Below are 26494 nucleotides of genomic sequence, written 5' to 3'. Positions count from 1 at the left end.
ATACTCTGATTGTACCTATTATTCAGTAAAAATCAGCTGAATAACAGGTACAACATATCTTAACTTACAGCCACATTCCGAAACGGCGGATATAAATACCCTTCATGATTTGTGCCAGACCGCAATAGCTGACCAGCGTAGCAGCAAGCCACGGGAAATATTCCCACGGTAACGGCTCAAGCCCGATATAACTTCCGATTGGTGAAAACGGCAGCCAGATCCCGATGGCCATAACAATCCCGGTAACCAATAATACCGGCAGTGTTGCTGTGCTCTGAATAAACGGGATCCGTTGTGTTCTCAGCATATGCACGACCAGCGTTTGTGATAATAACCCCTCAACAAACCAGCCGGAATGGAATAAAACCTGACTGTCCGGACTGTTTGCCCCGAAAACAAACCATAATAATGCAAAGGTGGTGATATCAAATACAGACGATGTCGGGCCAATCCAGATCATAAAGCGCCGGATATTGCCCGCATCCCATTTACGGGGTTTGCGCAGGAATTCTTTATCCATTTTATCCCACGGCAGCGCAAGCTGAGACATATCATAAAGCAGGTTCTGAATCAGTAACTGAATGGCCAGCATCGGCAGGAACGGAATAAAGGCACTGGCGATAAGAACAGAAAATACATTACCGAAGTTAGAGCTGGCGGTCATATTCAGGTATTTAATAATATTACCGAATGTCTCGCGCCCTTTAATGACCCCCTCCTCCAGAACCATCAGATCTTTTTCCAGCAGGATAATATCCGCGGATTCTTTGGCGATATCCGTTCCGCTGTCCACGGAAATTCCGACGTCCGCATCCCGCAGTGCCGGTGCGTCATTAATTCCGTCCCCGAGAAAACCAACGGTATGGCCGGCGGACTGTAAAATCCGGACCAGGGCTGATTTTTGCAGCGGCGTCAGTTTGCAGAAAATAGTGTGTGTTTGCGCCACCTGTTTCAGTTCCTCATCACCGAGGAGCGCCAATTGATCACCACTGATACTCATCGAGGCATCCAGCCCGACTTCACGACAGATTTTTGCTGTGACAACCGCATTGTCCCCGGTAAGCACTTTTACGGTTACCCCGTTATGCTTCAGTGCTTTAAGAGCTTTTGCCGCACTGTCTTTCGGCGGATCCAGGAAGGTCAGAATTCCGCATAAAATCATATTTTGTTCACTGTCTGCGGAGAGCGGCAATCCCTGCTCTTTGCTGTCCAGAACCCGCTCTGCGAGCAGCAGCACTCTGAATCCGGTTTCATTATAATGATTGACCAGCGCCATAATGGCCTGTTTTTTCTTATCATCCGCCGGTGAAATATGATTGCCGGTCCGGATCAGAGAACAGCACGCCAGCATCTCTTCCGCCGCACCTTTACAGATAAGCAAGGCGGTACCATCCGGTTTTCTTACTGATACAGACAGACGTCTGCGGACAAAATCAAACGGCAGTTCGTCAATTTTCTGATAACTGTGCAGAGATTCTGTTTCGGCTTTGCCGCGCCCAAAACGGATGATCGCCTGATCCATCAGGTTACGTGTGCCGCTCTGGTGAAAACTGTTCAGCCACGCCAGTCCCAGTATGGCTTCATCGGTATTACCTTCCGTATCAAGATGATGCTCGAGGATAATATTGTCCTGTGTCAGCGTCCCTGTTTTATCCGTGCACAGGATATCCATCGCACCAAAATTTTGTATTGCATTCAGCCGTTTAACGATAACTTTTCGCCGTGACATTGCAATTGCGCCTTTTGCCAGGTTAGAGCTGACAATCATCGGCAGCATTTCCGGGGTTAACCCGACTGCGACAGCAAGAGCAAAGAGTGTGGCGTCAAACCAGTCGCCTTTGGTAAATCCGTTAATCAGCAGGACAACCGGCACCATCACCAACATAAAGCGGATCAGCAGGATACTGACACTATTCACCCCGCGATCGAATGACGTCTGTGAGCGTGTCCCGACAATGGATTTCGCCAGTGAGCCAAAATAGGTTTTGTCACCGGTTGCCACCACAACACCCAGTGCCGTGCCGCTGGCCACATTGGTGCCCATCAGGCAGATATTGCCCGATTCCGTCAGTGATTGTCCGTTTTCCGTTATCGTTGCGGCATCTTTTTCATGGATATCTCCCTGAGTATCATATTTCTCTACCGGAACCGATTCCCCGGTCAGAATGGCCTGGCTGATAAAAAGATCACGGGAACGGAGCAGCCGCAAGTCCGCCGGTATCATATCCCCGGCGCTCAGAACTACTATATCCCCCGGAACCAGACATTTTACCGGCAGTTCTGCCCGGACAGATCGTCCTTTTTTACGCCGGAGTACTGTGGCAGTGGTTTTTACCAGTGATTTCAGGGCTTCTGCGGCTTTGTTGGTCCGGTATTCCTGCCAGAAACGCAGTACCACACTCAGAAAAACCATCGTTCCGATGATCAGTACACCGGTGAGGTCAGTGTCTTCGCCCTGTTGCAGGGGGATCAGATAATCCGTCATAAAGCTGATAACGGCCAGCGCCAGCAATACATAAATAAACGGATTATGAAATGCGGAAATAAACTGAATAAACGCGGGAGGTGCTTTGTCATGTGCTACCACGTTTTCCTGATGTTCTATCAGGCGGTCAAGGGCATCAATTTCATCCAGCCCCAGCATATCAGAATGTAATTCTGCTAATGTTTCGTCTGGTTTTTTTGCGGCATATACCGCCGCAGGGAAAGCATTATTATCGCGCACAGCCGGAGTGACAGTGCGGTTAACGTTGACAGTCATGGTACGATTCCTTTTATTTCCTCAGATAAACTGAGTCATTTATTTTTCACCGGACTGTCTGATTTAACAATTAATTTAAATAACTGTCATGATAACGGACAGTCCGGGAAATGATATATTTCCGGGACCGGGTGGTGTGTCCATATATTCCTTATCAGCAAAAGATAGCCTGTACGCTTATTCATAAATGAATACGTACTGTGGATTTTTTAATAAAAAGCCATGCCCCTTCCGTTCTGAATAGACGGAATAGCAGGATACGGTGCGCAAACACGGCAATTTAAAATGAATTAACCGAAAAACAATCAGTTAGGAGGGAATAACGCCAGCATATAGAGATTCATGATAAATCCGTCCTTTCGGGCCTATCCCGTGAAAGATAAGCGAAATTAAATAAGGAAGTACCATTATAAAGAGAGGTACTGCCGCAGTATTACTGCCGGCAGTCAGAGGAAAACAGAATTACCGGCAGGATCAATGTATTTTGATAAATAATCTATGACTGTCCAATTACGTGTTCTCCGCAAGAAATAAACACATGGAGTATATTCCCGTAAAATCACAAAGTAAATCGTTTTCTCTGAGGGAGAAACAATATATATAATAGTATTATTTAGTTAAACAACACACTGATTTAACAGCGTATATACGATAAAACAGTATCCCTTTTCACTGTTTATAAATATCCGGTCTGACAATCTGCCAGATATAATTCTCCCGGTTGACCGGGCTGTAACCCGATTTTTCATATAACCACGGCGCTGACGATGTGACCAGCATAATGCGTCTCAGCCGGTTCATCACCGGATGTGACTGACAGCACTCCATCAGCCAGCGGCCGAGTCCTTGTTTCTGATATTCATCGATAATATAAACATCGCAGAGATACCCGAATGTAACCCCATCGGTGACAAGCCGTGCAAAACCGATTTGTTCTGTACCGGCAAATAACCCGAAACACAGGCTGTTCAATATACTTTCATTGACCAACTCCCGGCTGATCCCTTCCGTCCATGCGGAATGCGTCAGATAGTCATGAATTTTACCGATATCCAGCCTGGTGATATCCGTTGTTACGGTATAGTGCCGGTCATGCCATTCGTGAATGCTTTTCATAACATCATAAATCCATCAGATAGGTAATGGTGTCTCTGACAGCCATCAGCGCGGATTCCAGGTCATCATACGGCAGTGTGCTGACAGCCACACGGATAGCCTGCGGGATATCGCGGGTTACGGCATAAGACTCTGCAGGACTGACGGCAATATTGGCCGCTCTCAGGCGGCTGATAACCGCATCGCAGCGTACATTTTCCGGTAACGGGATCCACAAAAAATAGCCGGCCGGATGTGCGATATGGGGTAAATCAGCAAAAATCCGGCTGACAATTTTTTGCCGGGCTTTGGCATCGCGGCGCTTTTTCTGCTCCAGTTTTTCGGCTTCTCCCTGCTCCAGCCACTCACGGACAATACCGGTCATCAGTGCTGGTGTGTTCCAGGTAGTGATGCGGATAATTTTTTCCAGCTCAGCAATATATTCCGGAGGAGCAACAATTAATCCGACCCGCAAGCCGGTGGCGATATTTTTGGAAAATCCGGTGACATAAAATGTGATATCCGGCGCCAGTTCTGCCAGCGGAGCTGGTGCTGGTTTCTGCAGAAAAGCATAGGAGCCGTCTTCTATCAGAAAAAAACGGTTTTCCCGGGCCAGACTTATCAGCTTCCTACGGAATGTCAGATCCATCACCCAGCCGAGCGGATTATGCAGTGTCGGCATGGTGAAATAGCCGCGGATTTTCCGCTGGCGGCATAATTGTGCCAGCGCTGCCAAATCCGGGCCTTCCGGGGTAACCGGCACCGGAACCAATTCGATATGACAGGTTTGTGCCAGTGCTTTAAAGCCGGGATAAGTCAGTGCATCCGCCGCAATTACATCACCGGGGCTGAACATGCTCAGTACAACAGAGGCCAGACCGTGCTGGGCTCCGCTGACCATGACAACAGTATCCGGGTCAACGGCAGAAAAACCACGCAACTTCAGGTGATCAGCAACAACAACCCTCTCCTGATGCCGCCCGGCGTGAGGCAGGTAATGCAGCAGACTTTCCAGATGGCCGCTCATGGATAACCGGCGCAGCGTGTGGCGCAGTAATGCGGTCTGTTCCGTGACTTCCGGATAGATAAAGTTAAGGTCATACATTGCCGGAGTGACATCACATTCAATACCGGTAACCGGTAATAAACTGATATCTCTGACAAATGTTCCCCGTCCGGTTTCACCACTGACCAGCCCCTGATTGATCAGTTCCTGATACACACGTGACGCTGTCACTAATGACAGCCCTTCCTGAGCCGCAAAAGCACGATGAGTCGGCAATTGTGTTCCGGCCGCCAGTTCACCGTTACGGATACGGGCTGCAAGGGTATCGACGTACTGTTTATAACGTGGCGTTGCCATACAAATGTATCCATGACAATTTTTTGATTGTCATAATTATCCGCATTACTCTCTGTAATAACAAGAGGTAATTAACGGAGTACAGGATGGATAATGCAATGACAACGGTTTCCCGCTCAACACACGGCTGGATCAACGGGTTTATCGGCGTGCTGATTTTCAGCGGCTCCCTGCCCGCCACCAAGGCGGGTATTACCGGCTTTGCACCGGATTTTCTGACAACCGCCCGCGCAGCGATTGCCGGCATTGCCGCTCTGCTCATTCTGGCCGTTCTGCGCCAGCGTTTGCCAGCTGCGAAGTATCTGTTGTCGCTGATCGTTGTGGCGGCGGGTGTCGTCGTCGGGTTTCCGCTGCTGACAGCTCTTGCTCTTCAGTATGTCAGTTCGGCACACTCGATTGTGTACCTGGGATTGTTACCGTTGGCGACGGCACTGTTTGGTGTGCTGCGCAGCAATGAGCGTCCGCGCCCGGCGTTCTGGCTTTTTTCTGTCCTCGGCAGCTTGTTTGTGATGGGGTTTGCCTTATTTCAGGGCGGTGAAAGTACTCTGACAGGTGATTTGTATATGGTTGCGGCCGTGTTGCTGTGCGGACTGGGTTACGCGGAAGGTGCCCGCCTTTCCCGGCCACTCGGCAGCTGGCAGGTGATCTGCTGGGCATTGGTGCTTTCTCTGCCGCTGATGCTGATTCTCAGTATCACTTTCCTGCCGGTGACATTCAGCGGTATACCGGCACAGGCCTGGGGCGGACTGATTTACGTTTCGTTATTCAGCATGCTGATTGGTTTTTTCTTCTGGTACCGTGGCCTGGCGGAAGGCGGTATTACCGGTGTCAGCCAGTTACAGCTGTTACAACCGTTTTTTGGGCTGGTGCTTTCCGCGTGGTTACTGAATGAAACCGTCAGCTCCGTAATGGTTGCGTCAACCTGTGGTGTGATTGCCTGTGTTGCCGGTTCAAAACGGTTTTCCCGGTAAGAAAAAACCATGTTGTGCCCGGTATCTGCCGGGCTGGCTATTGTTTTGTATCATGAATTAGTACATGTACTCCATTATCTGCAAGGTGAATGTATACACATTATTCCTGCTGATTCTCCTGAAAGTATCCGTTATCCTTATTGGGAAGAAGAAGCCAGAACCATTGGCTTCGATCCTTTTACATCAGAAACTATCTCTGAAAATACTTTTCGTGCAGAAATAGGTGTTCCGCTGAGAATTCACTGGTAACCCACTCCCTTTCGCGATGCCAGTATACCGGCGACAACCAGATACAGCGCAATAACCAGCGGTAAAAACAGTATCGAATCGCTGTAAACCGCCGCTGTCATTGCCGCACCAATTGCCAGTGAAATACCGGAGAGACCGTCGAGGACTGCGATTTTACGCGGAGAATTGGCCAGAGTGATCAGAGTATCGATACCCGCACCGTAAAACATTTCCAGCAGAGTGACACCCAGCACAATCAGTAACAGAGCCGGAAGTTCTGCGATACCGGAGAACCACGGAATAAACAAAAAAATGCATAAACCGGTTGCCGCCATCAGTGCGGTAATAATACCCCACTTCTCCGTGAAGTAACGGTATACCGGGATTTGCCCTGCGATAATAACCAGCGTATTAAACAGCAAAACCGGTCCTATCAGATACTCAGAGCCGGATCGGATAAGCTCCAGCGGCACAATGACTTCAAAACTGTAATACAGCATGGCAAAAATAGTGCTGAGCACAGAGATCAGAACGGTGTCTCTGCCGGTAAGATCAGAAAAATGAAGGTAATAAAAGTGATTTTTCGTTTCACCGGGACAAGAACGCAGTTTTGCTGAGAAGAGAATACCAATCATGAAAATCCCGGTCAGAATCAGTAATGCGTACGTAAAAGGCAGTGAAAAAAAGACACACAGTGTAATGAGTACCGGTGCAATCGCAGCACCGGTATTATTCAGCGTCATTCGTACTGAAAAGCTTTCGCTGATATTTTCCGAGGTAGCTTTAATATAGTATTTTGCTGCTACTGAAAATACGGAGGTGGCAATACCGTTTGCCAGCATCACCACAAGACACAGATAAAATGTTTGTCCGATAAAGAGAAATAACAGTGATACCAGTTTAAACGACAGTGAAAAAATAATGGTTTTCTTACTATCAAACCGGCTTATCAGCGGAATAATAAAAAAATAGGCCAATGAGAATGACCAGAATTTAATCGTGCCTAGATACAGAATTTCTTTTTCACTGAGTGTTTTCCCGGCAAAATAAAGTAATGCCAGCGGCATCAATAACCCGGAGCCCAGCGCATTAAAGAAAAAGCAGATATTAATCGCCCTGCTTTTCCGTTCAAAAATCACCCGGTAGATCAGCATCAGCTGAGATTCCAGCGCTGACAGATAGCCGTAAAAATATTTTTTCCTGTTTCTGTCAGTATGGCATGTTGCCTGACAATATCGGCAGTATTACGGAGTTTTTCCAGATTACTGCTCAGCCGGTCATAATATTCCGGCTCCGGTATACCGTCACTGTTACGGATAATTTCAGAAAATACATAGCAGATGCGGGATAATACAAACAGTGCATGAAAAATACCGATCATCGGCCGGTCGTCATCACGCAGTGGCGCGGCAAAGACCTCATCAGCTGGGTTTAGTACCAACGGATCCCCCGCATTGAGGATATTCAGTGCCGTATGGCCGCATTCATGTGCCAGAATATCAATATAATAAGCGACCGAATGTGACGGATGAACATAGGCAAACATCATTCCCCACATATAGAAATTGGTACCGGAACGCATAAAGCGGGAGCCGTCTGCGGTTTCCTGAGTCAGGTATATCTGATGGATAAACCGGTCAATTTCATTGCCCGTTTCCGGCGCGCAGCGATGAATAACGGATAATGCCTGTGTTATTTTTTCCGTTTCCGCTGCTGCCAGTACCGGATCATCACAATAGCCGAAACCAAGTTGTTTATCATCACGGATAATTTTCAGGATCATCGTTTCTGCCAATAAATGACCGGCAGATGTCAGTGGCGAGATAGTCAGTGGTAACGGCGTTCTTTTTCGCATCAACTGATTGAGGTAAGTTACCGCATCAGCATGTTCATCATCTTCCGCATATTTACCGGCGATATAATGAATAGCGCAATTTTGCCATGACAACGGAACTTCTGAGCTTATTTCTGGTAAACGATAATAGGATAATAAATAATTAAGTGATTCATAGACTTCATCAGAAAAATACTGATAAGCCTGCTGATGTTTATAATCAGGAAAAGTCAGATTTATCATATAACAGTGTCCGTCAGGTGGATAAGCCATGCCCCGGCTGACTGACATGGCCTATCAATTAGTTAGTGTGTTTATTATTTACTGAATGACCATCCTGATAACGGCGATTTTATTTTCAGCAATTTACTTTTATCTAATTTCTTCATTATTTCACTTCCTTATTAATAACAGATTATATGAATGGGTGTACTGTGTACTCAGATTGCTGTTAAACCCTAAAATAAAAATAACGATTAAAAAACACTTTTTTTAGTCAGTGTTATTTTTCTGAATCAGTATCACGGAAATAAGCAGGAATAATGATGAAATAAATAATTGCCATAATATGAAGTATAAAAAAACCACGCGGTGTTTTCACCGCGTGGTTTTATCAATACGGAAATTATCCGGGCCCTCAGATCAGTGACAAAAATGTCTTTTTAAAGTCATCGATATCATGCTGTGTGGTTGCCCACGAGGTGCACAGACGCAGACAGGATTTTCCCGGTTCCTGCAACAGCGTTTCATGGAAAACAAACTGTTTTTTCAGCTTTTCTGCCAGTGCGGAAGGCAGAATAACAAAGACCTGGTTGGATTCCGGCGGTGCCAGAAAGGTAAAACCCTGCTCCGTAAAGAATGCCGCCAGTTGGCCGGCCATGCTGTTGAGGTGTTTACCTAATGAGAAATAGAGGTCGTCTGTAAACAGCGCCAGGAACTGAGCCCCCAGCAGCCAGCCTTTTGCCTGAAGCGCGCCCTTCTGTTTGATACTGAACCGGAAATCATCTTTCAGCGCCGGATTATTGATCACCAGAGCTTCCGCCGCAATCGCACCGATTTTGGTACCGCCGATATAGAAGGCATCTGTCAGTGCCGCGATATCTTCAATTGTCAGATCACTTTGTGCAGACATTAAACCTGATGCGAGACGGGCGCCGTCAAGATAGAGCCACAAACCGTGCTCATCACAGAAACGACGCAGTGCCTGCAATTCGGCTTTGCGGTAAACCGTGCCGATCTCAGTGGAATTGGTAATATAGACCAGCTTCGGTTGTACCCAGTGCTCATCATTATGTTCGGCAATGACCGGTTTAAGATGATCGGGTGTCAGTTTGCCGTCAGGGGAAAATACAGTGATGACTTTGTGTCCGGTCGCTTCAATTGCCCCGGTTTCATGGGTGGCAATATGGCCGGTGCTGACGGAGATCACGGCCTGATGCGGACGCAGAAAATGGGAAATCGCCGTCAGGTTGGTGATTGTACCGCCGTTAAAAAAGTGGATATCAGCCTGCGGCTGACCAATCCGCTGTTTAATCAGCGCTGCGGCATCACCGCATAAAGTATCCGTGCCGTAACCGTCATGGCGGTGGCCTGCTGTGTCAGTAATGGCTTTTAAAACAGCCGGATGTGCAACTTCATTATAATCATTCTGAAAACGGTACATATGCTCCTCCGATAGTGTGCAGTAATACTATGCTTATACTTACCGGCGCACAATGGCACGGATCGCAGTTCAGTCCGGTTTTACCAGCCCGATCACACCTTCACTGAGGGTAATTTTTCCCTGTGTTTTCAGGCGCAGCAGAACTTTATCAGTATGACGCCGCGATGTGCCGAGAACGCTGGCCAGCATGTCACGGGGAAGATGGATCTGATGGCCGCTGATTTGTGTCAGCATATAGAGCAGATTGTTTTCGACGGAATCAACAGCATTCATCAGCCGCTGTTCACCGTTGATAAGGCAGCGTTTTGCCAGCTGGCGGTTAAGCAGCAGAGACAGGCGGTGATCCTGTGACAACCAGGACAGAAATGTTGCCGCCGGCATCCGCAGTACACGGCAGTCTGACAGCGCAATCACATCATAACGGTATGCCTGCCGGCAAATCGCCTCCATCTCCCCGAGGAATTCACCACGATAGCAGAATGTCAGCCCGACCTGCTTACCATTCTCCGCCTGCTTGTTAACAATAAACTCGCCGTCCAGAATGATATAGACCGCCTGAGCCGGGTCGCCCTGGCAAATCAGATTCTGTCCGTTATAAATATGCAGTGTGGTGACACTGTTTCTGACAACTTCCGGCGCATCACGGAGCAGGCCGTCTGCCTCCGGCAGCAGCTCTTCTTCGCTGAATTTCAGCCATAATTCACGAAACGGGGTTGTATTTTGCATGTACCGTATCTGTCAGGACGGGATAATCAGTGGGTAAACGTTAGCATGGTTAACAACAGGTTTGAACCGGTAAACACCGGTTTTGACGGGCTGCGGATTACCGGCAGCCCATCAGTCAGGTTACTTCAGCTCGTAGCCGTTCAGATACTGCTGCTGTCTGGTGGTCAGATTATCAAGTGAAACCCCCATATCCTGTAATTTCAGTGCCGCCACTTCACGGTCGATTTCATCACTGACATCATAGACTTTTGCTTCGTGGTCATGGCTGAGCAGATACTCGGCGCTGAGTGCCTGAAGAGCAAAGCTCATGTCCATAATTTCTGCCGGATGCCCGTCCGCACAGGCAATATTAACCAGCGCACCACGGCCCAGCAGATAGAGTGTGCGGCCATTTTTCAGGGTATAACCTTCGATGTTTTCGCGGACGATTGTGACGCTGTCACTTAACTGCTGAAGATCGGTCAGATTGATTTCATCCTCAAAGTGCCCGGTATTACTGATAATGGCACCCTCTTTCATCAGACTGAAATGATCCGATGTCAGTACATCACAGCAACCGGTGGCGGTGATAAAGATATCACCCAGCGGTGCTGCGGCGGACATGGTCATGACCGCAAAGCCGTCCATTTTCGCTTCCAGGGCTTTTATCGGATCCACTTCTGTGACAATCACTTCCGCGCCCAGTCCTTTCGCCCGCATGGCACAGCCTTTTCCGCACCAGCCGTAACCGGCGACGACCACGGTTTTCCCGGCAATAACCAGGTTGGTGGTACGCATAATGCCGTCAAAAGTGGATTGTCCGGTACCGTAGCGGTTATCAAACAGGTGTTTGGATTGTGCACCGTTAATCGACAGCACCGGGAAATTCAGTGCGCCGTTTTTTTCACGGGCCACTGCACGCAGAACACCGGTGGTGGTCTCTTCACAGGCACCGATCGTGTGCTTTGCATATTCCGGATACAGGCTGTGCAGCTCATGTACCAGGTCACCGCCGTCATCAATAACAATGTGCGGTTCACAGGCCAGAGTCTGTTTTACAAAGTTGCGGTAGGCTTCCGCATCCGCGCCGTGGATGGCAAACGTATGAATACCGCTGACAACCAGTGCGGCCACGATATCGTCTTTGGTGGACATCGGGTTGCTGCCGGTGACGGACACCTCAGCCCCGCCTGCGGCCAGAACCCGTGCCAGATAGGCGGTTTTTGCTTCCAGATGAATAGAAAGCGCTATGCGTTTTCCGGCAAACGGCTGTTCTTGTGTGAAACGCTGTTCCAGTGCACGCAGCAGCGGCATATGGGCGCGAACCCAGGCGATTTTTTGCTCACCCTGTGGTGCTAAGGAGAGATCTTTATAAATACTGGTAACCATGGCAACTCCTGCATACGGCTTTTATAACGGGATGAGCCACAGTAACCGGAGGTTGCGGGGGTCTCCAGGGCATTTGCCCTGAAACAGAAAAAAAAGACAGCCGGGTGAAAGCTTTGTTCAGCGGCGCGCCTGCACCATAGCAATCAGGCCGCAGACATCCTGCGGGACATTGTCCGTTTTCAGGATCTCGTCCGGCGTCATCCACTGAAAGTCCGGATGTGGTACGGCGGTTTCATCCAGCGGATGGCACCAGTACACCATATCAATATGCCAGTGGTCGCCGGTTTTCTTATCCGGGATAAACTCTTTCAGGATCGCCATCGGTAATGGCAGCACGCCGGTTTCCGGCAGTGGTGTGATAAATTGCTGCGCCTGTGTATCCCAGCTGACAATCCGGCATTCCAGTCCGGTTTCTTCGTGAATTTCACGCAGTACAGCATCCTGAGGCTCTTCATTTTCCTCAATATGCCCGCCGGGCGGCAGCCAGATACCGAGCTTCGGATGGTGATGGAGCAGAAAACGGCCGTGGTTGTCACTGACCAGGCCGGAGGCGGTAAAATGTTTGATAACAGACCTCATTATTTTTTCTCAGGTTATTCAGGTGATCATGGTCAGAACCACCGGCAGAGTCAACACTGCCACCATGGTCTGAAACGTGATAATCCCGGCCATCAGCTGACTGTCACCGCCGAGCTGACGCGATAAAATATAGGCGGTCGGTGCGGTCGGAATAGCAAAAAAGATCACAAACAGCTGATATTCCAGTTGGGTTAATCCCATCACAGTCGCTACCGTAATCGCCAGCAATGGCATAACACACAGGCGGACAAGGCTGTTAAGGCTGATTTTCAGGGCGGAATAGCGGATGGTCGCCACCTGCAATGCCGCCCCGACACAGAGCAGCCCCAGCGGCAGACTGGCCCCGGCCAGCAGTCTGGCAAACTGGCCGGTGTTATACGGAAGACCGGCACCGGTGACATTCAGGAGCATCCCGATAATACAGGAAATAATCAGCGGGTTTGTCAGAATGGGTAACAACAGGCGGCGCAGCGATAACTGCCGAAATTCAGATAACGCAACCACGGAAATGATATTACACAGCGGAACCAGTACCGCGAGGATCACCGCCGCCACCGCCACACCGGACGGGCCGTAAAAATCATTGACAATGGATAGCCCGAGATAGGTATTAAAGCGGATCGCGCCCTGCAGCAGTACGCCGAATTCTGCCGTTGGTATTCCGCGCAGACGCTTTACCACCGCAAATGCCGCGGTGGCCAGCCCGAGCATAATTACCAGTGCGATTGCCAGTTTCGGCAGTTGCGGGTTATCCAGCGGAGCAACGGCGAGGCTGTTGATAAGCAGCGCCGGAAATAAGATATAGTAGTTCAGCTTTTCCGCGCCGTTCCAAAACCCGGCATCGAAAACCGGCCGCCGCTTCAGAATGCAGCCGAGCAAAATCAGCGCAAACAGCGGCCATAATGTCATCAGAATTGCGAACATCAGCGGAAATCCGGCAAGAAACGTATTCCCGCATCATAACAGGAACAACAGGTTACGCGAGCAGCAACGCCGGTTTTGTATCGCTGATCTCGTTTTTACATTTTATCTGCCGCAGCGCATAAAACGCACTACGTTTTGCCGGGGCTATATGTTAGCCCCCGGCAGACGTAATCACCTGATAAGTGCAGTCAAATGCCGCTTTCTGAATACGGTAACTGTCCTGCGGATCCTGTCGCGAGCGCAGCAGCACATCCCCTTTCATAACCCGCTGTTTTTCACCCCACGGCGCAATAATCATAAACGGTTTTTCCTGCGTGATCACCAGATAATCCATCGGCTCTCCCTGCGGCCGGAAACGCTGCCGGTTGCCGCTGTCAGACGGTGTCAGTGCACTGCCGTAACGGCGGGTAAACGCCGTTTTTTTCACCAGAATTTCTTCATTGCCGGTAGCGTCACAGATGTTCTGTACCACCCAATCCCCGGCTTCCGCCGGTTTTGAACGGGTTTCTTCCCCTTCACCCCGGATAAGGGTCACTACGATTTCACCGGGCACCGCCGGACGGGCGAGAACGTCTCTGGTTTTACGGGCAACACCGGTACGGTTCCCCGCGTCCGCAAATAATTGGTTGCGATCCTGAACCGGCAGCAAATCCAAATCTTCCGCCGGTGCGGAAAACGCAGGCAGCGTCAGGAATAGCAGTCCGGAGAGTATTTTTTGCATCGTCGTTATCCGTTTAGCTGGGAAAATCCGGGTGACAGTGTCACGCTTGCAGGCGGCGAGCTATCACCACCAATACGCCGCAGCAGACGCGTTGCGGCACTGCGGCCCACATCCCGCGATGGCTGGGTGATAAAGGCTACCGGGATGTCATACAGTGCTTCACTGCCGATATCATCAAACCCCACCAGGGCGATTTCCTGAGTGAAATAACTTTCGTTATCCCCCTGTCTGACCGTGTTACCGGTGCTCAGGGCGGCAAAATACGCGCCCAGCGCCGTACCGGTGTTGTGGCAGACAATCGCACTGACTTTGGGGTACTGATACATAAATTCAGATACCCGGCGGATAATATTCTGCTGTTTGTTATCCGTTTCCACTATCCATTCGGTGCGGAACGGCAACCCGTACTGCACCAGTGTCGAGCAGTAACCGCCGACCCGCTCAGCGCGGGTGAGAGAATCACTTTCACCGCCGAAATAGGCAATCTGGCGGTGACCGTTTTTGATCAGGTATTCCGTTGCCATTCTGGCGGCAGAGGCATTGTCCGGGCGGACAACATCAATGCCGGAGAACTCACTGGCCCGGGCCGCGCACACCATCGGGATCTGATAATGATTTATCCGCTCAACCACGTCATTGGTGAGAAATTTACCGCCACCGACAATCACACCGTCCACGCCGTAGCGGATCAGACTGTCCAGAGAGCGGGCAAACCCGGCAGAAGAATTGCCGCACTGAGTCAGAAAAACCTGTTTGCCCTGTGTTTCCGCATATTCACTGACACCGGCAGCGACTTCCGCATAAAACGGTTCGGTAATATCTTTGACAATCAGGCCGATTACATTAGAGATATTGTCCCGCAATGTGGCGGCCTGCTGATTGCGGACATACCCCAGTTCTTCAATTGCCGCGTTGACTTTATCTGCGGTTTTCCGCGAGATCCGCCCTTTTCCGCTGAGCACCAGTGACACCGTGGTTACGGAGACACCTGCCTGCTGCGCCACATCGACTATCGTGACTTTTCTGAGATTCATAACGCCGGATACTTCCTTATGCTCAGGATACTGCACGGGATTTTACACAAAATACGATAAAACGTTTTATCTATTTCCGAAATATGGTTGTCAGGTCATGTTTATTTTTTGTGATCGGGCAACTATTATAATTTGGTAAAACGTTTTATCTTATTTTACCCTCACAACACCACACTGACATTTACAGGATACCGTATGAGTAGCCAACCAAAACAAAAAGTCACGCTCTGGGAGTTTTTCCAGGGACTTGGCAAAACCTTTATGCTGCCTGTCGCGCTGCTCTCGTTCTGCGGGATCATCCTCGGCATCGGCAGTTCCCTCAGCAGCCGGGATGTACTGACACTGCTGCCGTTTCTGGATCACACCGTCTTCCAGTTACTGTTCACCTGGATGAGCAAAATCGGCTCATTTGCCTTCAGTTTCCTGCCGGTGATGTTTGCTATCGCCATTCCGCTGGGGCTGGCGCGTGAAAACAAGGGCGTGGCTGCATTTGCCGGGTTTGTCGGCTTTGCGGTATTTAACCTCGCCACTAACTTCTACCTCACTGCCGCTGATATTTTACCGACTACCGACCCTGCTATTCTGAAAGCCCATAACATCCGTGATGTGCTGGGTATTCAGTCAATCGACAGCGGGATCCTCGGTGCGGTTATTGTCGGTATTATTGTGTATATGCTGCATGAACGCTTCAATACCATCCGTCTGCCGGATGCCCTGGCGTTCTTCGGTGGTACCCGTTTTGTGCCGATTATCACCACTCTGGTACTCGGCCTGTGCGGCCTGCTGGTTCCGCTGATCTGGCCGTGGTTTGCGATGGGTATCAACGGATTAGGTAAGCTGATTCAGAGCGCCGGAGCATTCGGACCAATGATTTTCGGCTCCGGTGAGCGGCTGTTACTGCCGTTTGGCCTGCATCATATACTGGTGGCGCTGATCCGCTTTACTGAAGCGGGCGGCACTATGGAAGTGTGCGGTAATACCGTTAACGGCGCACTGACCATTTTCCAGGCGCAGCTCTCCTGCCCGGAAACCCAGGGCTTTGCGGCCAGTGCCACACAGTTCCTGTCTCAGGGTAAAATGCCGGCGTTCCTCGGCGGCCTGCCGGGTGCGGCATTAGCGATGTATCATTGTGCTCATCCTGAAAATCGTCATAAAATTAAGGGATTACTGATTTCCGGTGTGGTTGCCTGTGTTATCGGCGGCACAACTGAACCGCTGGAATTCCTGTTCCTGTTTGTCGCGCCGTTCCTGTATCTGATCCACGCAATTCTGACCGGCCTGGGCTTCACCGTAATGGCGATTACCGGTGTCACTATCGGTAACACCGACGGTAACCTGATTGACTTTGTGGTCTTCGGGATCCTCCACGGTATCCAGACCAAGTGGTATATGGTGCCGGTGGTGGCCTTTATCTGGTTCGCTTCTTACTATGCGATTTTCCGTTTCGCCATTACCCGCTTCAATATCAAAACCCCGGGCCGCGATACAGACACCAAAGAAAGCGCACCGGCAACCGGCAGTTCCGCAGGAAAATCCGGCTATGATGTTCCGGCCATTCTAGCAGCGCTGGGCGGTAAAGAGAACATTATCTCACTGGATAATTGTATCACCCGTCTGCGGATGTCCGTGCAGGATATGAGCAAAGTGGATGACGCGCAGCTCAAGGCATTACGGGCGATCGGAGTTGTCCATCTGAATGAGCATAACTTACAGGTGGTTATCGGCCCGCAGGTTCAGTCTGTCAAAGATGAACTGGAAAAGCTGATGAAATCTGCGCCTGATTCCGCTCAGCCGGAACCGCAAAACGCCTGATAACCAACACCGCACTGCCTGACAGTGCGGTTTTTCTTTCCGGAGAAACTATGTCCTCTCTCTTTTCTGTCCCGGTTGACCGCCACGGCACTTACTGCACGCAATGGGATTTTGTGCAGGATCGCTTTGGTCAGGCGGATTTACTGCCTTTTACTATCTCAGATATGGATTTTGTCACCGCACCGGTGATCCTGAAAGTCATTTCAGAACGCACCGCGCACGGCGTGTTCGGCTACAGCCGCTGGCAGCACAACGATTTTCTCAGCGCTGTTGCACACTGGTTTTCATCCCGCTTTCAGGCGCAGATTGATTCTCAGGCGCTGGTGTACGGGCCATCAGTGATTTACATGGTCAGCCAGATGATCCGCCTGTGGTCACAGCCCGGTGACGGTGTGGTGGTGCATACCCCGGCGTATGATGCATTTTATAAGACGATCACCGGTAATCAGCGCACTATTGTTCCCTGCCCGCTGCAAAAAACTCCTGAGGGCTGGTGGTGCGATATGGATGCACTGGGATCCCTGTTTGCAAAACCAGAGACGCGGATTCTGCTGCTGTGCAGCCCGCATAACCCGACCGGGAAAGTCTGGACCCGCGAAGAACTGACCACCATGGCAGAATTGTGTGAACGGCATAATGTGCGGGTGATCAGTGATGAAATTCATATGGATCTGTGCCGGGCGCCGCATCAGCACACGCCGTGGTCTGAAACCGGGCGCGGGGAGTGGGCATTATTCACTTCAGCATCCAAATCCTTCAATATCCCGGCACTGACCGGCGCTTACGGGCTGATTTCAGATACCGCCTCCCGCGAAGCCTATTTTCATCAGCTGAAAGCCTGTGACGGGCTCTCTTCTCCTGCCGTGCTGGCGGTTATCGCTCATATCGCCGCCTACCGGGAAGGTGCGCCGTGGCTGGATGAGCTGCGTGATTATCTCTTTGCTAATCTGGATTATATAAAGCAGCGGCTGGATGCTGAATTTCCGCAGCTGAACTGGCAGGTGCCGGAATCCACCTATCTGGCGTGGATAGATCTGAACCCGCTGAATGTTGATGATAATGCCCTGCAACATGCACTGATTACACAGGAAAAAGTGGCGATCATGCCGGGATATACCTACGGAGAGGAAGGACGCGGATTTTTGCGTCTCAATGCCGGATGCCCGCGTGATAAACTCGCCGCAGGCATGGATAAATTAATTAATGCGCTGAAATCACTCTGATTTTTTTGCACGACCCGGGCGCATTCGCTGCGCCCCGGTTATTCGTGTTTGCCGACCTTATTGCGCAAGGCGCGGCGTAAATAGGAAAACGGTAAGCTGGGACACGACTTATCTGCGGGCCTGCCGGTGTTCACCGTTTCCTGTTTTTCATCCTGAACCGGCTTTTCCGGCGGGATTTTTCCGGAGGTGGTGTTTTCCGCCATATTATTCCCCTTCTTTACTCAGCGCGTCGTTAACCGCTTCTATTTTCCGTACTGCATCATTAAGAATATCGGCAATCTGCCCGAGCTTGGTTTCATCCAGTTCACTGGTGACCAGTTTATGGCGCAGCAGTGCCCGTAAATTCCCCAGAGCCTGCTCGATTTCATCTGATAACAGAGAACCACGGCGGAAAGATTTGGTCTCCTGCAGGCGCTGTGCAATCTGTTCCAGAACATCGGTGTTCTCTTCCAGATGCATTTTACCTTCCGGTGTCAGGCTGTAGCTTTTACGGCCGTTACCGGTGTTTTCCGCGACAATCAGCTGCTGATCTTCGAGCAGGGTCAGTGTCGGGTAAATCACGCCCGGACTCGGTGTATAGAGGCCGGAAGTCAGCTGACCGATAGATTTGATTAACTCATAACCGTGACTCGGTTTCTGGTTAAGATTAGCCAGCATCATAATACGCAGGTCACCATGATCAAGCAGACGGCGAAGCCCTTTTCCGCGACCGCGGTGACGACCGTGTTCGGGCCCTTCGTGACAACCGTGGCCTTCGTGGTGCTCATGATGATCACCGTGGCAACCATGTTCGTGTTGTCCGTCATGTCCGTGATGATCACCATGGCAGCAATGGCTGCGGTGTTCGTCGTGACCGTGATGTTCGCCGTGGCAACGATGCCCGTCTTGTCCGTGGCGTTCCCCGTGACGGCCGCCATGACCCCCGCGGCGCTGACGCCCTTCCTGTGAATCACAGGCGCGGTGGCGTAAAGCATGAAGAAACATAATAAATTCCTTTTGTGATAAATAGTGATAATCAGCAAAATCAGAATTTAGATATATCTGTTTTGCCTTCAGGAACTACTATAGTCTCTCGGAATAGAAAGATCAAATTAGATATATCTAAAATAGCACTTTTTGTCTTTTAACGGGAATGATTATCACTATCACAGTATAGCAGGAAGTGACCTGCACTATCAGCAAATGGTGCGAAACACACTGACAGTGCAGGTATAAAGGAAGAAAATCAGAAGTCAGGATTAATCAGAACAATTTTTCCGGTTAAATCGCCGGACTCCATCAGCTGGTGGGCCTGTGCCGCATCCGAGAGGTTAAAGGTATAATTGACCAGTGGCTTGACCTTTCCTGACCGCAGCAGCGGCCAGACTTTATGGGCAAGATCCCGGGCAATCACCGCCTTCTCTTCCGGTGTCCGCGCGCGCAGTGTCGAGCCGGTATGCAGCAGGCGTTTTACCATCAGCGGCATCAGATTCAGGTTCTGCGGGTTACCTCGCATCAGGCCGATCTGGATAATCCGCCCGCCTTTAGCCGCAACCTCATAGTTTTTGCTGACATAATCACCACCGATAAGGTCAACAACCATATTTACACCCTGACCGCCGGTCAGTTCCGGAATGACCTGTGCAAAATCCTCTTCACGGTAATTAATGACGTGATCGGCTCCCAGTTGCCGGGCAAGTTCTGCTTTTTCACTGCTGCCGACGGTGGTGTAAACCGTGGCACCAAAGGCTTTCGCCAGCATGATCGCCACACTGCCGATACCGGAGGTGCCGCCGTGGATAAGCACACTCTCTTCACTCTGCAGTTTGCCGGTCTGAAAGACGTTCGCCCACACGGTGAAAAAATTTTCCGGAATGGCCGCCGCTTCCGTGTAACTCAGGTTTTCCAGCGGCAGCGCGATACTGTCATGAACCAGGCAATATTCCGCATATCCTCCGCCCGCAACCAGCGCACACACTTTATCACCGACCTGACGGCGTTTGCAGTCTTCCCCGACAGCCACAACGTCACCCGCGATTTCCAGTCCCGGAATCGGGGAAGCATCCGGCGGCGGCGGGTAACTGCCCTGACGCTGGAAGACGTCAGGCCGGTTGACACCGGCTGCGGCGACTTTAACCAGCAGGTATTCTCCCTGTACCTTCGGCAACGGCATCTCAATCGCCTGTAATACTTCCGGGCCACCGTGCCGGGTAATATCAATTGCCATCATCGATTCAGGTAATGCATATGACATCATTACTTTTCCTTAACTTAAACAGTCCCGGTTTTGTAATACCTGTCGTTTTATGACGAATCAGGCAAATTACGGTTTCAGCATAATGCAGCATATCAAAGATAGCACTGCAGGTTTATGACGGTGTATTATGTCCGGCTGCTGCTTTTTTATATTTTTTATCTGTGCCGGACCGTGTTTCTTTTCGTTATTTATTTGTGATGTTTTTTAATGTATCACACCACTTTATAACGTGAAAAGAACGCATTATTCATATTTAATCCATTTATTAACATACTGATGAGCAGGAAATTGACCTGCATTCCCTTCCTCTGTTATTTTAAACCGGATTATTGAGAGTTTAATCAAATAATTCACATTATGACATCACGAAAAAAGCATAATATGTCAATATTATGCCCCTGTTTTCAGCCCGGTATGACGATATTTAAACTCAGACCACTTACCACTTTTGGTAGTCTGTGATAAAATTGATTCAAATCAATATTATTTCAAGAGCAAGCCTATGATCCCGGAAAAACGTGTAGTACGTAGAATTCAATCAGGTGGCTGCGCGATCCACTGCCAGGATTGCAGCATCAGCCAGCTTTGCATCCCGTTCACGCTCAATGAGCATGAGCTGGATCAGCTCGATAATATCATCGAGCGCAAAAAGCCTATCCAGAAAGGCCAGGCACTGTTTAAAGCCGGAGATGAGCTGAAATCACTGTATGCAATTCGCTCCGGGACCATCAAGAGCTACACCATCACCGAAGAAGGTGATGAGCAGATCACCGGTTTCCATCTTGCCGGTGACCTCGTCGGCTTTGATGCCATTATCAATACCGAGCATCCGAGTTTCGCCCAGGCGCTGGAAACGTCCATGGTCTGTGAGATTCCGTATGAGACCCTGGATGACCTGTCCGGTAAAATGCCTAACCTGCGCCAGCAGATGATGCGCCTGATGAGCGGCGAAATCAAAGGTGATCAGGAAATGATCCTGCTGCTCTCCAAAAAGAATGCGGAAGAGCGTCTGGCTGCTTTTATTTATAACCTGTCCCGCCGTTTTGCGCAGCGCGGTTTCTCCCCTCGCGAATTCCGCCTGACCATGACCCGTGGCGACATCGGTAACTATCTGGGCCTGACGGTCGAAACCATCAGCCGTCTGCTGGGTCGTTTCCAGAAGAGCGGAATGCTGGCAGTAAAAGGCAAATATATCACCATCGAAGATATGGAACAGCTGGCGGCCCTGGCCGGTAAAGTACCTGCACTGCCACAGGATTAGTAATTCCTTCCCCGGCAACATTTTTGGCTGCCGTAAAACGCATCAGGCCGGTTTATTTCGGTCTGGTGCGAATATTTCCTACATTCCTGCTCCCGTTTGGTTTATCTTTATAGATACGTATCCAGCCCCGCGAGGAGAGATGAATGTCTGAATATCAGAACCTCTTAGTTGCAATAGACCCCAATCAGGATGATCAGCCGGCATTACGGCGTGCGGTATATATCGTGCAACGCAATGGCGGACGCATCAAAGCTTTCTTACCTATCTATGATCTGTCATACGATATGACCACCCTGTTGTCCCCTGAAGAACGGGATGCTATGCGCAAAGGCGTAATTGCCCAGCGTTGCGCGTGGATCAAACAGCAGGCGCGTTATTATCTGGAAGCCGGCATCGATATCGAAGTGAAAGTGGTATGGCATAACCGGCCTTATGAGGCGATTATCAGGGAAGTTGTCAGTGGTGGTCATGACCTGCTGCTGAAAATGGCGCATCAGAATGATAAGTTTGAGTCTCTGATTTTCACCCCGCTGGACTGGCAGCTTCTGCGCAAATGTCCGTGTCCGGTCTGGATGGTTAAGGATAAAGTCTGGCCGGAACAGGGTTCTGTGGTGGTCGGTGTGAACCTGTCCAATGAAGAATCCTACCATGATGCGCTGAATCTCAAACTGGTGTCGCTGACACAGGATCTCGCAAAACGGATTGTGAAAGACCCGGCAATCCATCTGGTCAGTGCTTATCCGGTGGCGCCTATCAATATCGCTATCGAATTACCGGATTTTGACCCGAATACTTACAATAACGCGCTGCGCGGCCAGCATCTCATCGCCATGAAAGAACTGCGCCAGCAATTCTCCATCGGCGAAGAGTACACCCACGTTTATGAGGGATTACCGGAGAAAGTGATCCCGGAAGTGTGCGGTGAACTGAATGCCGGGGTGGTGGTGCTGGGTATTATCGGCCGGACCGGTATTTCTGCCGCGTTCCTCGGCAATACCGCAGAGCATGTTATCGACCATCTGAAGTGTGATTTGCTGGCGGTGAAACCGGACGGCTTTGTTTGTCCGATCGATACCAGTGATGATGATTAATCCTGTCTCCCGCAGAGGCCACGGCTTCTGCGGGAATTTTCTGCGCGTTCTGCGATAATCAGAACAATGGCGCACACATCCCGTCACCGAGCACTTTCTTCACGTTCTTCTTATTCGGTTTAAATTCACCGACTAATTTATTATCGGAATAAACCTTAAATTCCGCAGCTTTACTGAGCGCTTCAGTCAGATTGGTCCAGGCCGCAGCACCGGCACGGTGTTTGGTGCTGTCCGGTACAAAATATGCTTCGTCGTCAATCAGAAATTCAATCTGCCCTTCCACTTCATGATCACCGGCCGAAATATCAATACTGTGATCGATTGAATTTTCATAATCCTCCGGGTCCGCCCCGACGTTACAGGCAACGACAACGGTCACGCCGGTGTCATTACTGATCCCGTACTCGATAAACCCCTGGCCGAAACCGGATGTCCAGATATTCGGAATGGCTAATGCGGAGGCAGAAAAGAGAAAGAGTGAAACGGCCATCATTTTTTTCATTAATCTGAGCCCTCTGAGTGAAAAAAAGGCGGGTAACGCATTTACCCGCCTTGTGCATTTTATGCTTTTTTACCCGGATTACAGTGCGCGCAGAATAGCGTCACAGCTGGCTTTGGCATCGCCAAACAGCATCTGGGTGTTTTCTTTGAAGAACAGCGGGTTCTGAACCCCGGCATAACCGGTATTCATCGAACGTTTGAAGACAATCACGTTCTGCGCTTTCCACACTTCCAGAACCGGCATCCCGGCAATCGGGCTGTTCGGATCTTCCAGTGCCGCAGGGTTAACGGTGTCGTTCGCGCCGATCACCAGCACCACGTCGGTGTCTTTGAAATCATCATTGATTTCATCCATTTCCAGCACGATATCGTAAGGCACTTTTGCTTCAGCCAGCAGGACGTTCATGTGCCCCGGCAGACGACCGGCAACAGGATGGATACCAAAACGGACTTCGATGCCCTTATCACGCAGTTTCTGAGTGATATCGTGAACCGGATACTGAGCCTGGGCAACCGCCATACCGTAGCCCGGGGTGATGATAACGGAACTTGCCCCTTTGAGCATTTCCGCCACATCTTCCGCACTGATTTCACGGTGTTCGCCCTGCTCTTCATCACCGGATGATGCCGTACCGTCAGTACCGAAACCACCGGCAATCACACTGATAAAGGAGCGGTTCATCGCCTTACACATAATGTAAGACAGGATCGCACCGGAAGAACCGACCAGCGCACCGGTGACAATCAGCAGGTCGTTGCTGAGCATAAAGCCCGCCGCCGCCGCTGCCCATCCGGAATAGGAGTTCAGCATGGAAACCACTACCGGCATATCCGCACCGCCGATAGAGGCGACGAGATGCCAGCCGAAGGCCAGTGCAATCACGGTCATCAGGATCAGGGTGAAGACCTGTAAGCCGGTGCTGTCGGTTTTGACAAAGGTCCATAACAGCAGGAAGGACACCACCAGTGCCGCCAGGTTCAGCTTATGGCGGTTAGGCAGCATCAGCGGTTTGGAGGATAATTTTCCGCATAATTTGCCGTAAGCAACAATAGAACCGGTGAAGGTCACCGCACCGATAAAGATGCCGAGGAACACTTCTGTCAGGTGAATATTGTTCATCACCGCCGAGGTCAGCGCCTGGTTGTGATCCATATAGCTGTTGAAACCGACCAGGACTGCCGCCAGACCCACAAAGCTGTGCAGAACAGCAACCAGCTCCGGCATTTCGGTCATTTCGACTTTACGTGCCAGACGAATACCGATTACCGCACCAATCACCATGGCAACAATAATCCAGCCGATATTGGCAGAATACGGCCCGAAGATGGTGGCAACCAGCGCGATAGCCATACCGGTAATACCCAGCAGGTTACCCCGTTGTGAGGTTTCATGGCGGGATAACCCGGCCAGACTGAAAATAAATAAGATTGCGGCAACAATATATGCCGCTGTAACGACTCCGCCCGACATATTCATTACCCCTTACGAAACATTTTAAGCATACGCTGTGTGACGGTGAATCCGCCGAAAATATTGATACTGGCAATCAGTACCGCAATGAAGGAGAAGAATGTCACCCAGCCGCCGCTGCCGATTTGCAGCAGTGCGCCGACAACGATAATCCCCGAAATTGCGTTGGTCACCGCCATCAGCGGGGTATGCAGCGCATGACTGACATTCCAGACCACGTAATAGCCGACCACACAGGAGAGTGCGAACACGGTAAAGTCGGATAAAAACTCCGGCGGAGCCACGTTGGCCAGCCAGGAGAACAGGATAAATGCCAGTACCATCAGGCCGTATTTCAGCCACGGTGACATCGGTTTTTCCGGTTTTTTCTCTGCTTTCACAGCGGCCGGTTTTGCCTGCGGTTGTGCGGATACCTGAATCGGCGGCGCAGGCCAGGTGATTTCACCGGCTTTCACTACCGTCAGACCGCGGATCACCACATCATCAAAATCAATGTTGATCTGCCCGTCTTTCTCTTTGCACATCAGCTTCATCAGGTTCACCAGGTTGGTGCCGTAAAGCTGGGATGACTGTGTGGCAAGGCGCGCCGCCAGGTCGGTATAACCGATGATTTTCACGCCGTTTTCCGTGGTGTGGATTTCCCCCGGAACGGTCAGTTCACAGTTACCGCCGTTCTGAGCCGCCAGGTCAACAATCACGCTGCCTGATTTCATCGACTCAACCATTTCTCTGGTGATGAGTTTCGGTGCCGGTTTACCCGGAATCAGTGCGGTGGTGACAATAATATCCACTTCTTTCGCCTGATCCGCGAACAGCGCCATCTCAGCTTTAATAAAGGCTTCCGACATGACTTTCGCGTAACCGTCACCGCTGCCCGCAGTTTCTTCGAAATCAAGTTCGAGGAATTCGGCACCCATACTTTTAACCTGATCTTTTACCTCAGGACGGGTATCAAAGGCACGGACAATGGCCCCGAGGCTGCCTGCCGCACCGATAGCGGCCAGACCGGCAACACCGGCACCGATAACCAGCACTTTGGCAGGCGGTACTTTACCGGCAGCAGTGATCTGCCCGGTGAAGAAACGGCCGAAGGCGTTGGCGGCTTCCACAATCGCACGGTAACCGGCGATATTGGCCATCGAACTCAGTGCATCCAGCGACTGGGCGCGTGAGATACGCGGTACAGAATCCATCGCGAAGACGTTAACACCCTGTGCTGACAGTTTTTCCAGCAGCTGCGGGTTCTGGGCAGGCCAGATAAAGCTGACCAGTGAGCTGCCCGCCTTCATCAGCGGAATTTCATCATCCTGAGGAGCATTCACTTTAAAAATAAGGTCAGACTGCCAGGCTTCCTGTGTGCTGACAATATCAGCACCGGCTTCACGGTAAGCGTTGTCATCAAAACTGGCAAGATGACCGGCTCCTGTTTCAACAGCCACATCAAATCCGAGTTTTTTCAGTTGTATTACTGTTGCCGGCGTGGCGGCGACCCGGGTTTCACTGGACTGTCGCTCTTTTGGTACACCAATACGCATAATGTTCCCTTATATAAGCTCAAGTGTTTTACGGATGATTGGTCGGACATGTGCGTAAAAAAACAACCAACTGCACAAATTCAGATCAAAAGCACCC

The 26494-nt window shown here is 50.4% G+C and carries 24 protein-coding genes; 6 read left to right on the top strand and 18 right to left on the bottom strand.

Features of this window, described 5'->3' with window-relative positions:
• Positions 1–64: 64 nt before the first annotated feature.
• From mgtA to HMPREF3119_RS05105, 3 genes are all read right to left on the bottom strand, one after another.
• The gene (mgtA, locus tag HMPREF3119_RS05115; RefSeq protein WP_070578722.1) at positions 65–2761 is read right to left on the bottom strand and encodes a magnesium-translocating P-type ATPase; all 2697 of its coding nucleotides are present in this window, start codon (positions 2759–2761) and stop codon (positions 65–67) included.
• Between the two features lie 669 nt (positions 2762–3430).
• On the bottom strand, positions 3431–3877 hold the full coding sequence (locus HMPREF3119_RS05110; RefSeq protein WP_070578719.1) for a GNAT family N-acetyltransferase: 447 nt from the start codon (positions 3875–3877) through the stop codon (positions 3431–3433).
• Between the two features lie 4 nt (positions 3878–3881).
• Positions 3882–5219, bottom strand: coding sequence for an aminotransferase-like domain-containing protein (locus HMPREF3119_RS05105; RefSeq protein WP_070578716.1), 1338 nt, complete (start codon positions 5217–5219; stop codon positions 3882–3884).
• A gap of 86 nt (positions 5220–5305) precedes the next feature.
• On the opposite strand from HMPREF3119_RS05105, the gene HMPREF3119_RS05100 reads away from it, so the two are divergent.
• Complete coding sequence (locus HMPREF3119_RS05100; RefSeq protein ID WP_036417526.1) at positions 5306–6190, top strand: DMT family transporter; 885 nt, start codon at positions 5306–5308, stop codon at positions 6188–6190.
• A 9-nt stretch (positions 6191–6199) separates the two neighbouring features.
• Positions 6200–6439 (top strand): M91 family zinc metallopeptidase, encoded by a 240-nt coding sequence (locus HMPREF3119_RS18670; RefSeq protein ID WP_072013210.1) that lies wholly within the window; start codon positions 6200–6202, stop codon positions 6437–6439.
• On the opposite strand, the gene HMPREF3119_RS05095 is transcribed toward HMPREF3119_RS18670, so the two are convergent.
• From HMPREF3119_RS05095 to malI, 9 genes are all read right to left on the bottom strand, one after another.
• Positions 6430–7572 (bottom strand): MFS transporter, encoded by a 1143-nt coding sequence (locus HMPREF3119_RS05095; protein WP_036417528.1) that lies wholly within the window; start codon positions 7570–7572, stop codon positions 6430–6432. The two genes, HMPREF3119_RS18670 and HMPREF3119_RS05095, sit on opposite strands and share 10 nt — an antisense overlap.
• Complete coding sequence (locus tag HMPREF3119_RS05090) at positions 7572–8366, bottom strand: aKG-HExxH-type peptide beta-hydroxylase (protein ID WP_225973376.1); 795 nt, start codon at positions 8364–8366, stop codon at positions 7572–7574. The genes HMPREF3119_RS05095 and HMPREF3119_RS05090 overlap by 1 nt, the downstream gene beginning before the upstream one ends.
• Before the next feature lie 523 nt (positions 8367–8889).
• Positions 8890–9915 carry a threonine aldolase family protein gene (locus HMPREF3119_RS05085; RefSeq protein WP_004237556.1) on the bottom strand — a complete coding sequence of 342 codons (1026 nt, stop codon included), beginning with the start codon at positions 9913–9915 and terminating at the stop codon, positions 8890–8892.
• 69 nt (positions 9916–9984) lie between these two features.
• Positions 9985–10641, bottom strand: coding sequence for a Crp/Fnr family transcriptional regulator (locus HMPREF3119_RS05080; RefSeq protein ID WP_070578713.1), 657 nt, complete (start codon positions 10639–10641; stop codon positions 9985–9987).
• Between the two features lie 120 nt (positions 10642–10761).
• Positions 10762–12009: an adenosylhomocysteinase gene (locus HMPREF3119_RS05075; RefSeq protein ID WP_036417531.1), complete on the bottom strand. Its 1248-nt coding sequence runs from the start codon at positions 12007–12009 to the stop codon at positions 10762–10764.
• 117 nt (positions 12010–12126) lie between these two features.
• Positions 12127–12588: an NUDIX hydrolase gene (locus HMPREF3119_RS05070; RefSeq protein ID WP_046024594.1), complete on the bottom strand. Its 462-nt coding sequence runs from the start codon at positions 12586–12588 to the stop codon at positions 12127–12129.
• An 18-nt stretch (positions 12589–12606) separates the two neighbouring features.
• The gene (locus tag HMPREF3119_RS05065; RefSeq protein WP_036414762.1) at positions 12607–13512 is read right to left on the bottom strand and encodes an AEC family transporter; all 906 of its coding nucleotides are present in this window, start codon (positions 13510–13512) and stop codon (positions 12607–12609) included.
• A gap of 151 nt (positions 13513–13663) precedes the next feature.
• The gene (locus HMPREF3119_RS05060; protein ID WP_070578710.1) at positions 13664–14233 is read right to left on the bottom strand and encodes a hypothetical protein; all 570 of its coding nucleotides are present in this window, start codon (positions 14231–14233) and stop codon (positions 13664–13666) included.
• A 5-nt stretch (positions 14234–14238) separates the two neighbouring features.
• Positions 14239–15267, bottom strand: a complete 1029-nt coding sequence (gene malI, locus HMPREF3119_RS05055; RefSeq protein WP_004237550.1) for a Mal regulon transcriptional regulator MalI — start codon at positions 15265–15267, stop codon at positions 14239–14241.
• Positions 15268–15462: 195 nt separating this feature from the next.
• Between malI and malX the strand changes: the two genes are divergently transcribed.
• On the top strand, positions 15463–17079 hold the full coding sequence (malX, locus tag HMPREF3119_RS05050) for a maltose/glucose-specific PTS transporter subunit IIBC (protein WP_004239373.1): 1617 nt from the start codon (positions 15463–15465) through the stop codon (positions 17077–17079).
• Positions 17080–17129: 50 nt separating this feature from the next.
• Positions 17130–18302 carry a MalY/PatB family protein gene (locus tag HMPREF3119_RS05045; RefSeq protein ID WP_070578707.1) on the top strand — a complete coding sequence of 391 codons (1173 nt, stop codon included), beginning with the start codon at positions 17130–17132 and terminating at the stop codon, positions 18300–18302.
• Positions 18303–18340: 38 nt separating this feature from the next.
• Here the strand turns inward: HMPREF3119_RS05045 and HMPREF3119_RS19360 are convergent, their stop codons facing one another.
• The 3 genes from HMPREF3119_RS19360 to HMPREF3119_RS05030 form a co-directional block, all read right to left on the bottom strand.
• Positions 18341–18505, bottom strand: coding sequence for a hypothetical protein (locus tag HMPREF3119_RS19360; RefSeq protein ID WP_168162278.1), 165 nt, complete (start codon positions 18503–18505; stop codon positions 18341–18343).
• Position 18506: 1 nt separating this feature from the next.
• On the bottom strand, positions 18507–19286 hold the full coding sequence (locus tag HMPREF3119_RS18665) for a PadR family transcriptional regulator (protein ID WP_049245749.1): 780 nt from the start codon (positions 19284–19286) through the stop codon (positions 18507–18509).
• Between the two features lie 241 nt (positions 19287–19527).
• On the bottom strand, positions 19528–20538 hold the full coding sequence (locus HMPREF3119_RS05030) for an NAD(P)H-quinone oxidoreductase (protein WP_004239380.1): 1011 nt from the start codon (positions 20536–20538) through the stop codon (positions 19528–19530).
• 502 nt (positions 20539–21040) lie between these two features.
• Here HMPREF3119_RS05030 and HMPREF3119_RS05025 point away from each other — a divergent pair.
• Together HMPREF3119_RS05025 and uspE are read left to right on the top strand one after the other, a co-directional pair.
• A complete protein-coding gene (locus HMPREF3119_RS05025; protein ID WP_004237544.1) occupies positions 21041–21799 on the top strand; it encodes an FNR family transcription factor in 759 nt (252 codons plus the stop codon).
• A 143-nt stretch (positions 21800–21942) separates the two neighbouring features.
• A complete protein-coding gene (uspE, locus tag HMPREF3119_RS05020) occupies positions 21943–22890 on the top strand; it encodes a universal stress protein UspE (protein ID WP_004237543.1) in 948 nt (315 codons plus the stop codon).
• A 58-nt stretch (positions 22891–22948) separates the two neighbouring features.
• Here the strand turns inward: uspE and HMPREF3119_RS05015 are convergent, their stop codons facing one another.
• The 3 genes from HMPREF3119_RS05015 to pntA all read right to left on the bottom strand — a co-directional run bounded on the left by HMPREF3119_RS05015 (position 22949) and on the right by pntA (position 26397).
• Positions 22949–23392, bottom strand: coding sequence for a hypothetical protein (locus tag HMPREF3119_RS05015; RefSeq protein WP_004237542.1), 444 nt, complete (start codon positions 23390–23392; stop codon positions 22949–22951).
• Positions 23393–23470: 78 nt separating this feature from the next.
• On the bottom strand, positions 23471–24862 hold the full coding sequence (gene pntB, locus HMPREF3119_RS05010; protein ID WP_004239384.1) for a Re/Si-specific NAD(P)(+) transhydrogenase subunit beta: 1392 nt from the start codon (positions 24860–24862) through the stop codon (positions 23471–23473).
• 5 nt (positions 24863–24867) lie between these two features.
• Positions 24868–26397, bottom strand: coding sequence for a Re/Si-specific NAD(P)(+) transhydrogenase subunit alpha (gene pntA, locus HMPREF3119_RS05005; RefSeq protein WP_070578704.1), 1530 nt, complete (start codon positions 26395–26397; stop codon positions 24868–24870).
• Between the last annotated feature and the right edge of the window lie 97 nt (positions 26398–26494).

It is taken from the genome of Morganella sp. HMSC11D09 (assembly GCF_001807955.1).
GTDB lineage: Bacteria > Pseudomonadota > Gammaproteobacteria > Enterobacterales > Enterobacteriaceae > Morganella > Morganella morganii.
The sequence above is the reverse complement of the archived record's forward strand: the minus strand, read 5'-3'. Positions and strand labels throughout refer to the sequence as shown.

Coding starts and splice junctions, on each gene's coding strand:
- HMPREF3119_RS05060 (WP_070578710.1), bottom strand. CDS start 14,233: ATGCAAAAAATACTCTCCGGACTGCTATTCCTGACGCTGCCTGCGTTT.
- HMPREF3119_RS05075 (WP_036417531.1), bottom strand. CDS start 12,009: ATGGTTACCAGTATTTATAAAGATCTCTCCTTAGCACCACAGGGTGAG.
- HMPREF3119_RS05080 (WP_070578713.1), bottom strand. CDS start 10,641: ATGCAAAATACAACCCCGTTTCGTGAATTATGGCTGAAATTCAGCGAA.
- pntA (WP_070578704.1), bottom strand. CDS start 26,397: ATGCGTATTGGTGTACCAAAAGAGCGACAGTCCAGTGAAACCCGGGTC.
- HMPREF3119_RS19360 (WP_168162278.1), bottom strand. CDS start 18,505: ATGGCGGAAAACACCACCTCCGGAAAAATCCCGCCGGAAAAGCCGGTT.
- HMPREF3119_RS05030 (WP_004239380.1), bottom strand. CDS start 20,538: ATGATGTCATATGCATTACCTGAATCGATGATGGCAATTGATATTACC.
- malI (WP_004237550.1), bottom strand. CDS start 15,267: ATGAATCTCAGAAAAGTCACGATAGTCGATGTGGCGCAGCAGGCAGGT.
- HMPREF3119_RS05025 (WP_004237544.1), top strand. CDS start 21,041: ATGATCCCGGAAAAACGTGTAGTACGTAGAATTCAATCAGGTGGCTGC.
- HMPREF3119_RS05065 (WP_036414762.1), bottom strand. CDS start 13,512: ATGTTCGCAATTCTGATGACATTATGGCCGCTGTTTGCGCTGATTTTG.
- HMPREF3119_RS05015 (WP_004237542.1), bottom strand. CDS start 23,392: ATGAAAAAAATGATGGCCGTTTCACTCTTTCTCTTTTCTGCCTCCGCA.
- HMPREF3119_RS18665 (WP_049245749.1), bottom strand. CDS start 19,286: ATGTTTCTTCATGCTTTACGCCACCGCGCCTGTGATTCACAGGAAGGG.
- HMPREF3119_RS05070 (WP_046024594.1), bottom strand. CDS start 12,588: ATGAGGTCTGTTATCAAACATTTTACCGCCTCCGGCCTGGTCAGTGAC.
- HMPREF3119_RS05095 (WP_036417528.1), bottom strand. CDS start 7,572: ATGCTGATCTACCGGGTGATTTTTGAACGGAAAAGCAGGGCGATTAAT.
- HMPREF3119_RS05085 (WP_004237556.1), bottom strand. CDS start 9,915: ATGTACCGTTTTCAGAATGATTATAATGAAGTTGCACATCCGGCTGTT.
- pntB (WP_004239384.1), bottom strand. CDS start 24,862: ATGTCGGGCGGAGTCGTTACAGCGGCATATATTGTTGCCGCAATCTTA.
- uspE (WP_004237543.1), top strand. CDS start 21,943: ATGTCTGAATATCAGAACCTCTTAGTTGCAATAGACCCCAATCAGGAT.
- HMPREF3119_RS05110 (WP_070578719.1), bottom strand. CDS start 3,877: ATGAAAAGCATTCACGAATGGCATGACCGGCACTATACCGTAACAACG.
- HMPREF3119_RS05105 (WP_070578716.1), bottom strand. CDS start 5,219: ATGGCAACGCCACGTTATAAACAGTACGTCGATACCCTTGCAGCCCGT.
- HMPREF3119_RS05100 (WP_036417526.1), top strand. CDS start 5,306: ATGGATAATGCAATGACAACGGTTTCCCGCTCAACACACGGCTGGATC.
- mgtA (WP_070578722.1), bottom strand. CDS start 2,761: ATGACTGTCAACGTTAACCGCACTGTCACTCCGGCTGTGCGCGATAAT.
- malX (WP_004239373.1), top strand. CDS start 15,463: ATGAGTAGCCAACCAAAACAAAAAGTCACGCTCTGGGAGTTTTTCCAG.
- HMPREF3119_RS05045 (WP_070578707.1), top strand. CDS start 17,130: ATGTCCTCTCTCTTTTCTGTCCCGGTTGACCGCCACGGCACTTACTGC.
- HMPREF3119_RS18670 (WP_072013210.1), top strand. CDS start 6,200: ATGTTGTGCCCGGTATCTGCCGGGCTGGCTATTGTTTTGTATCATGAA.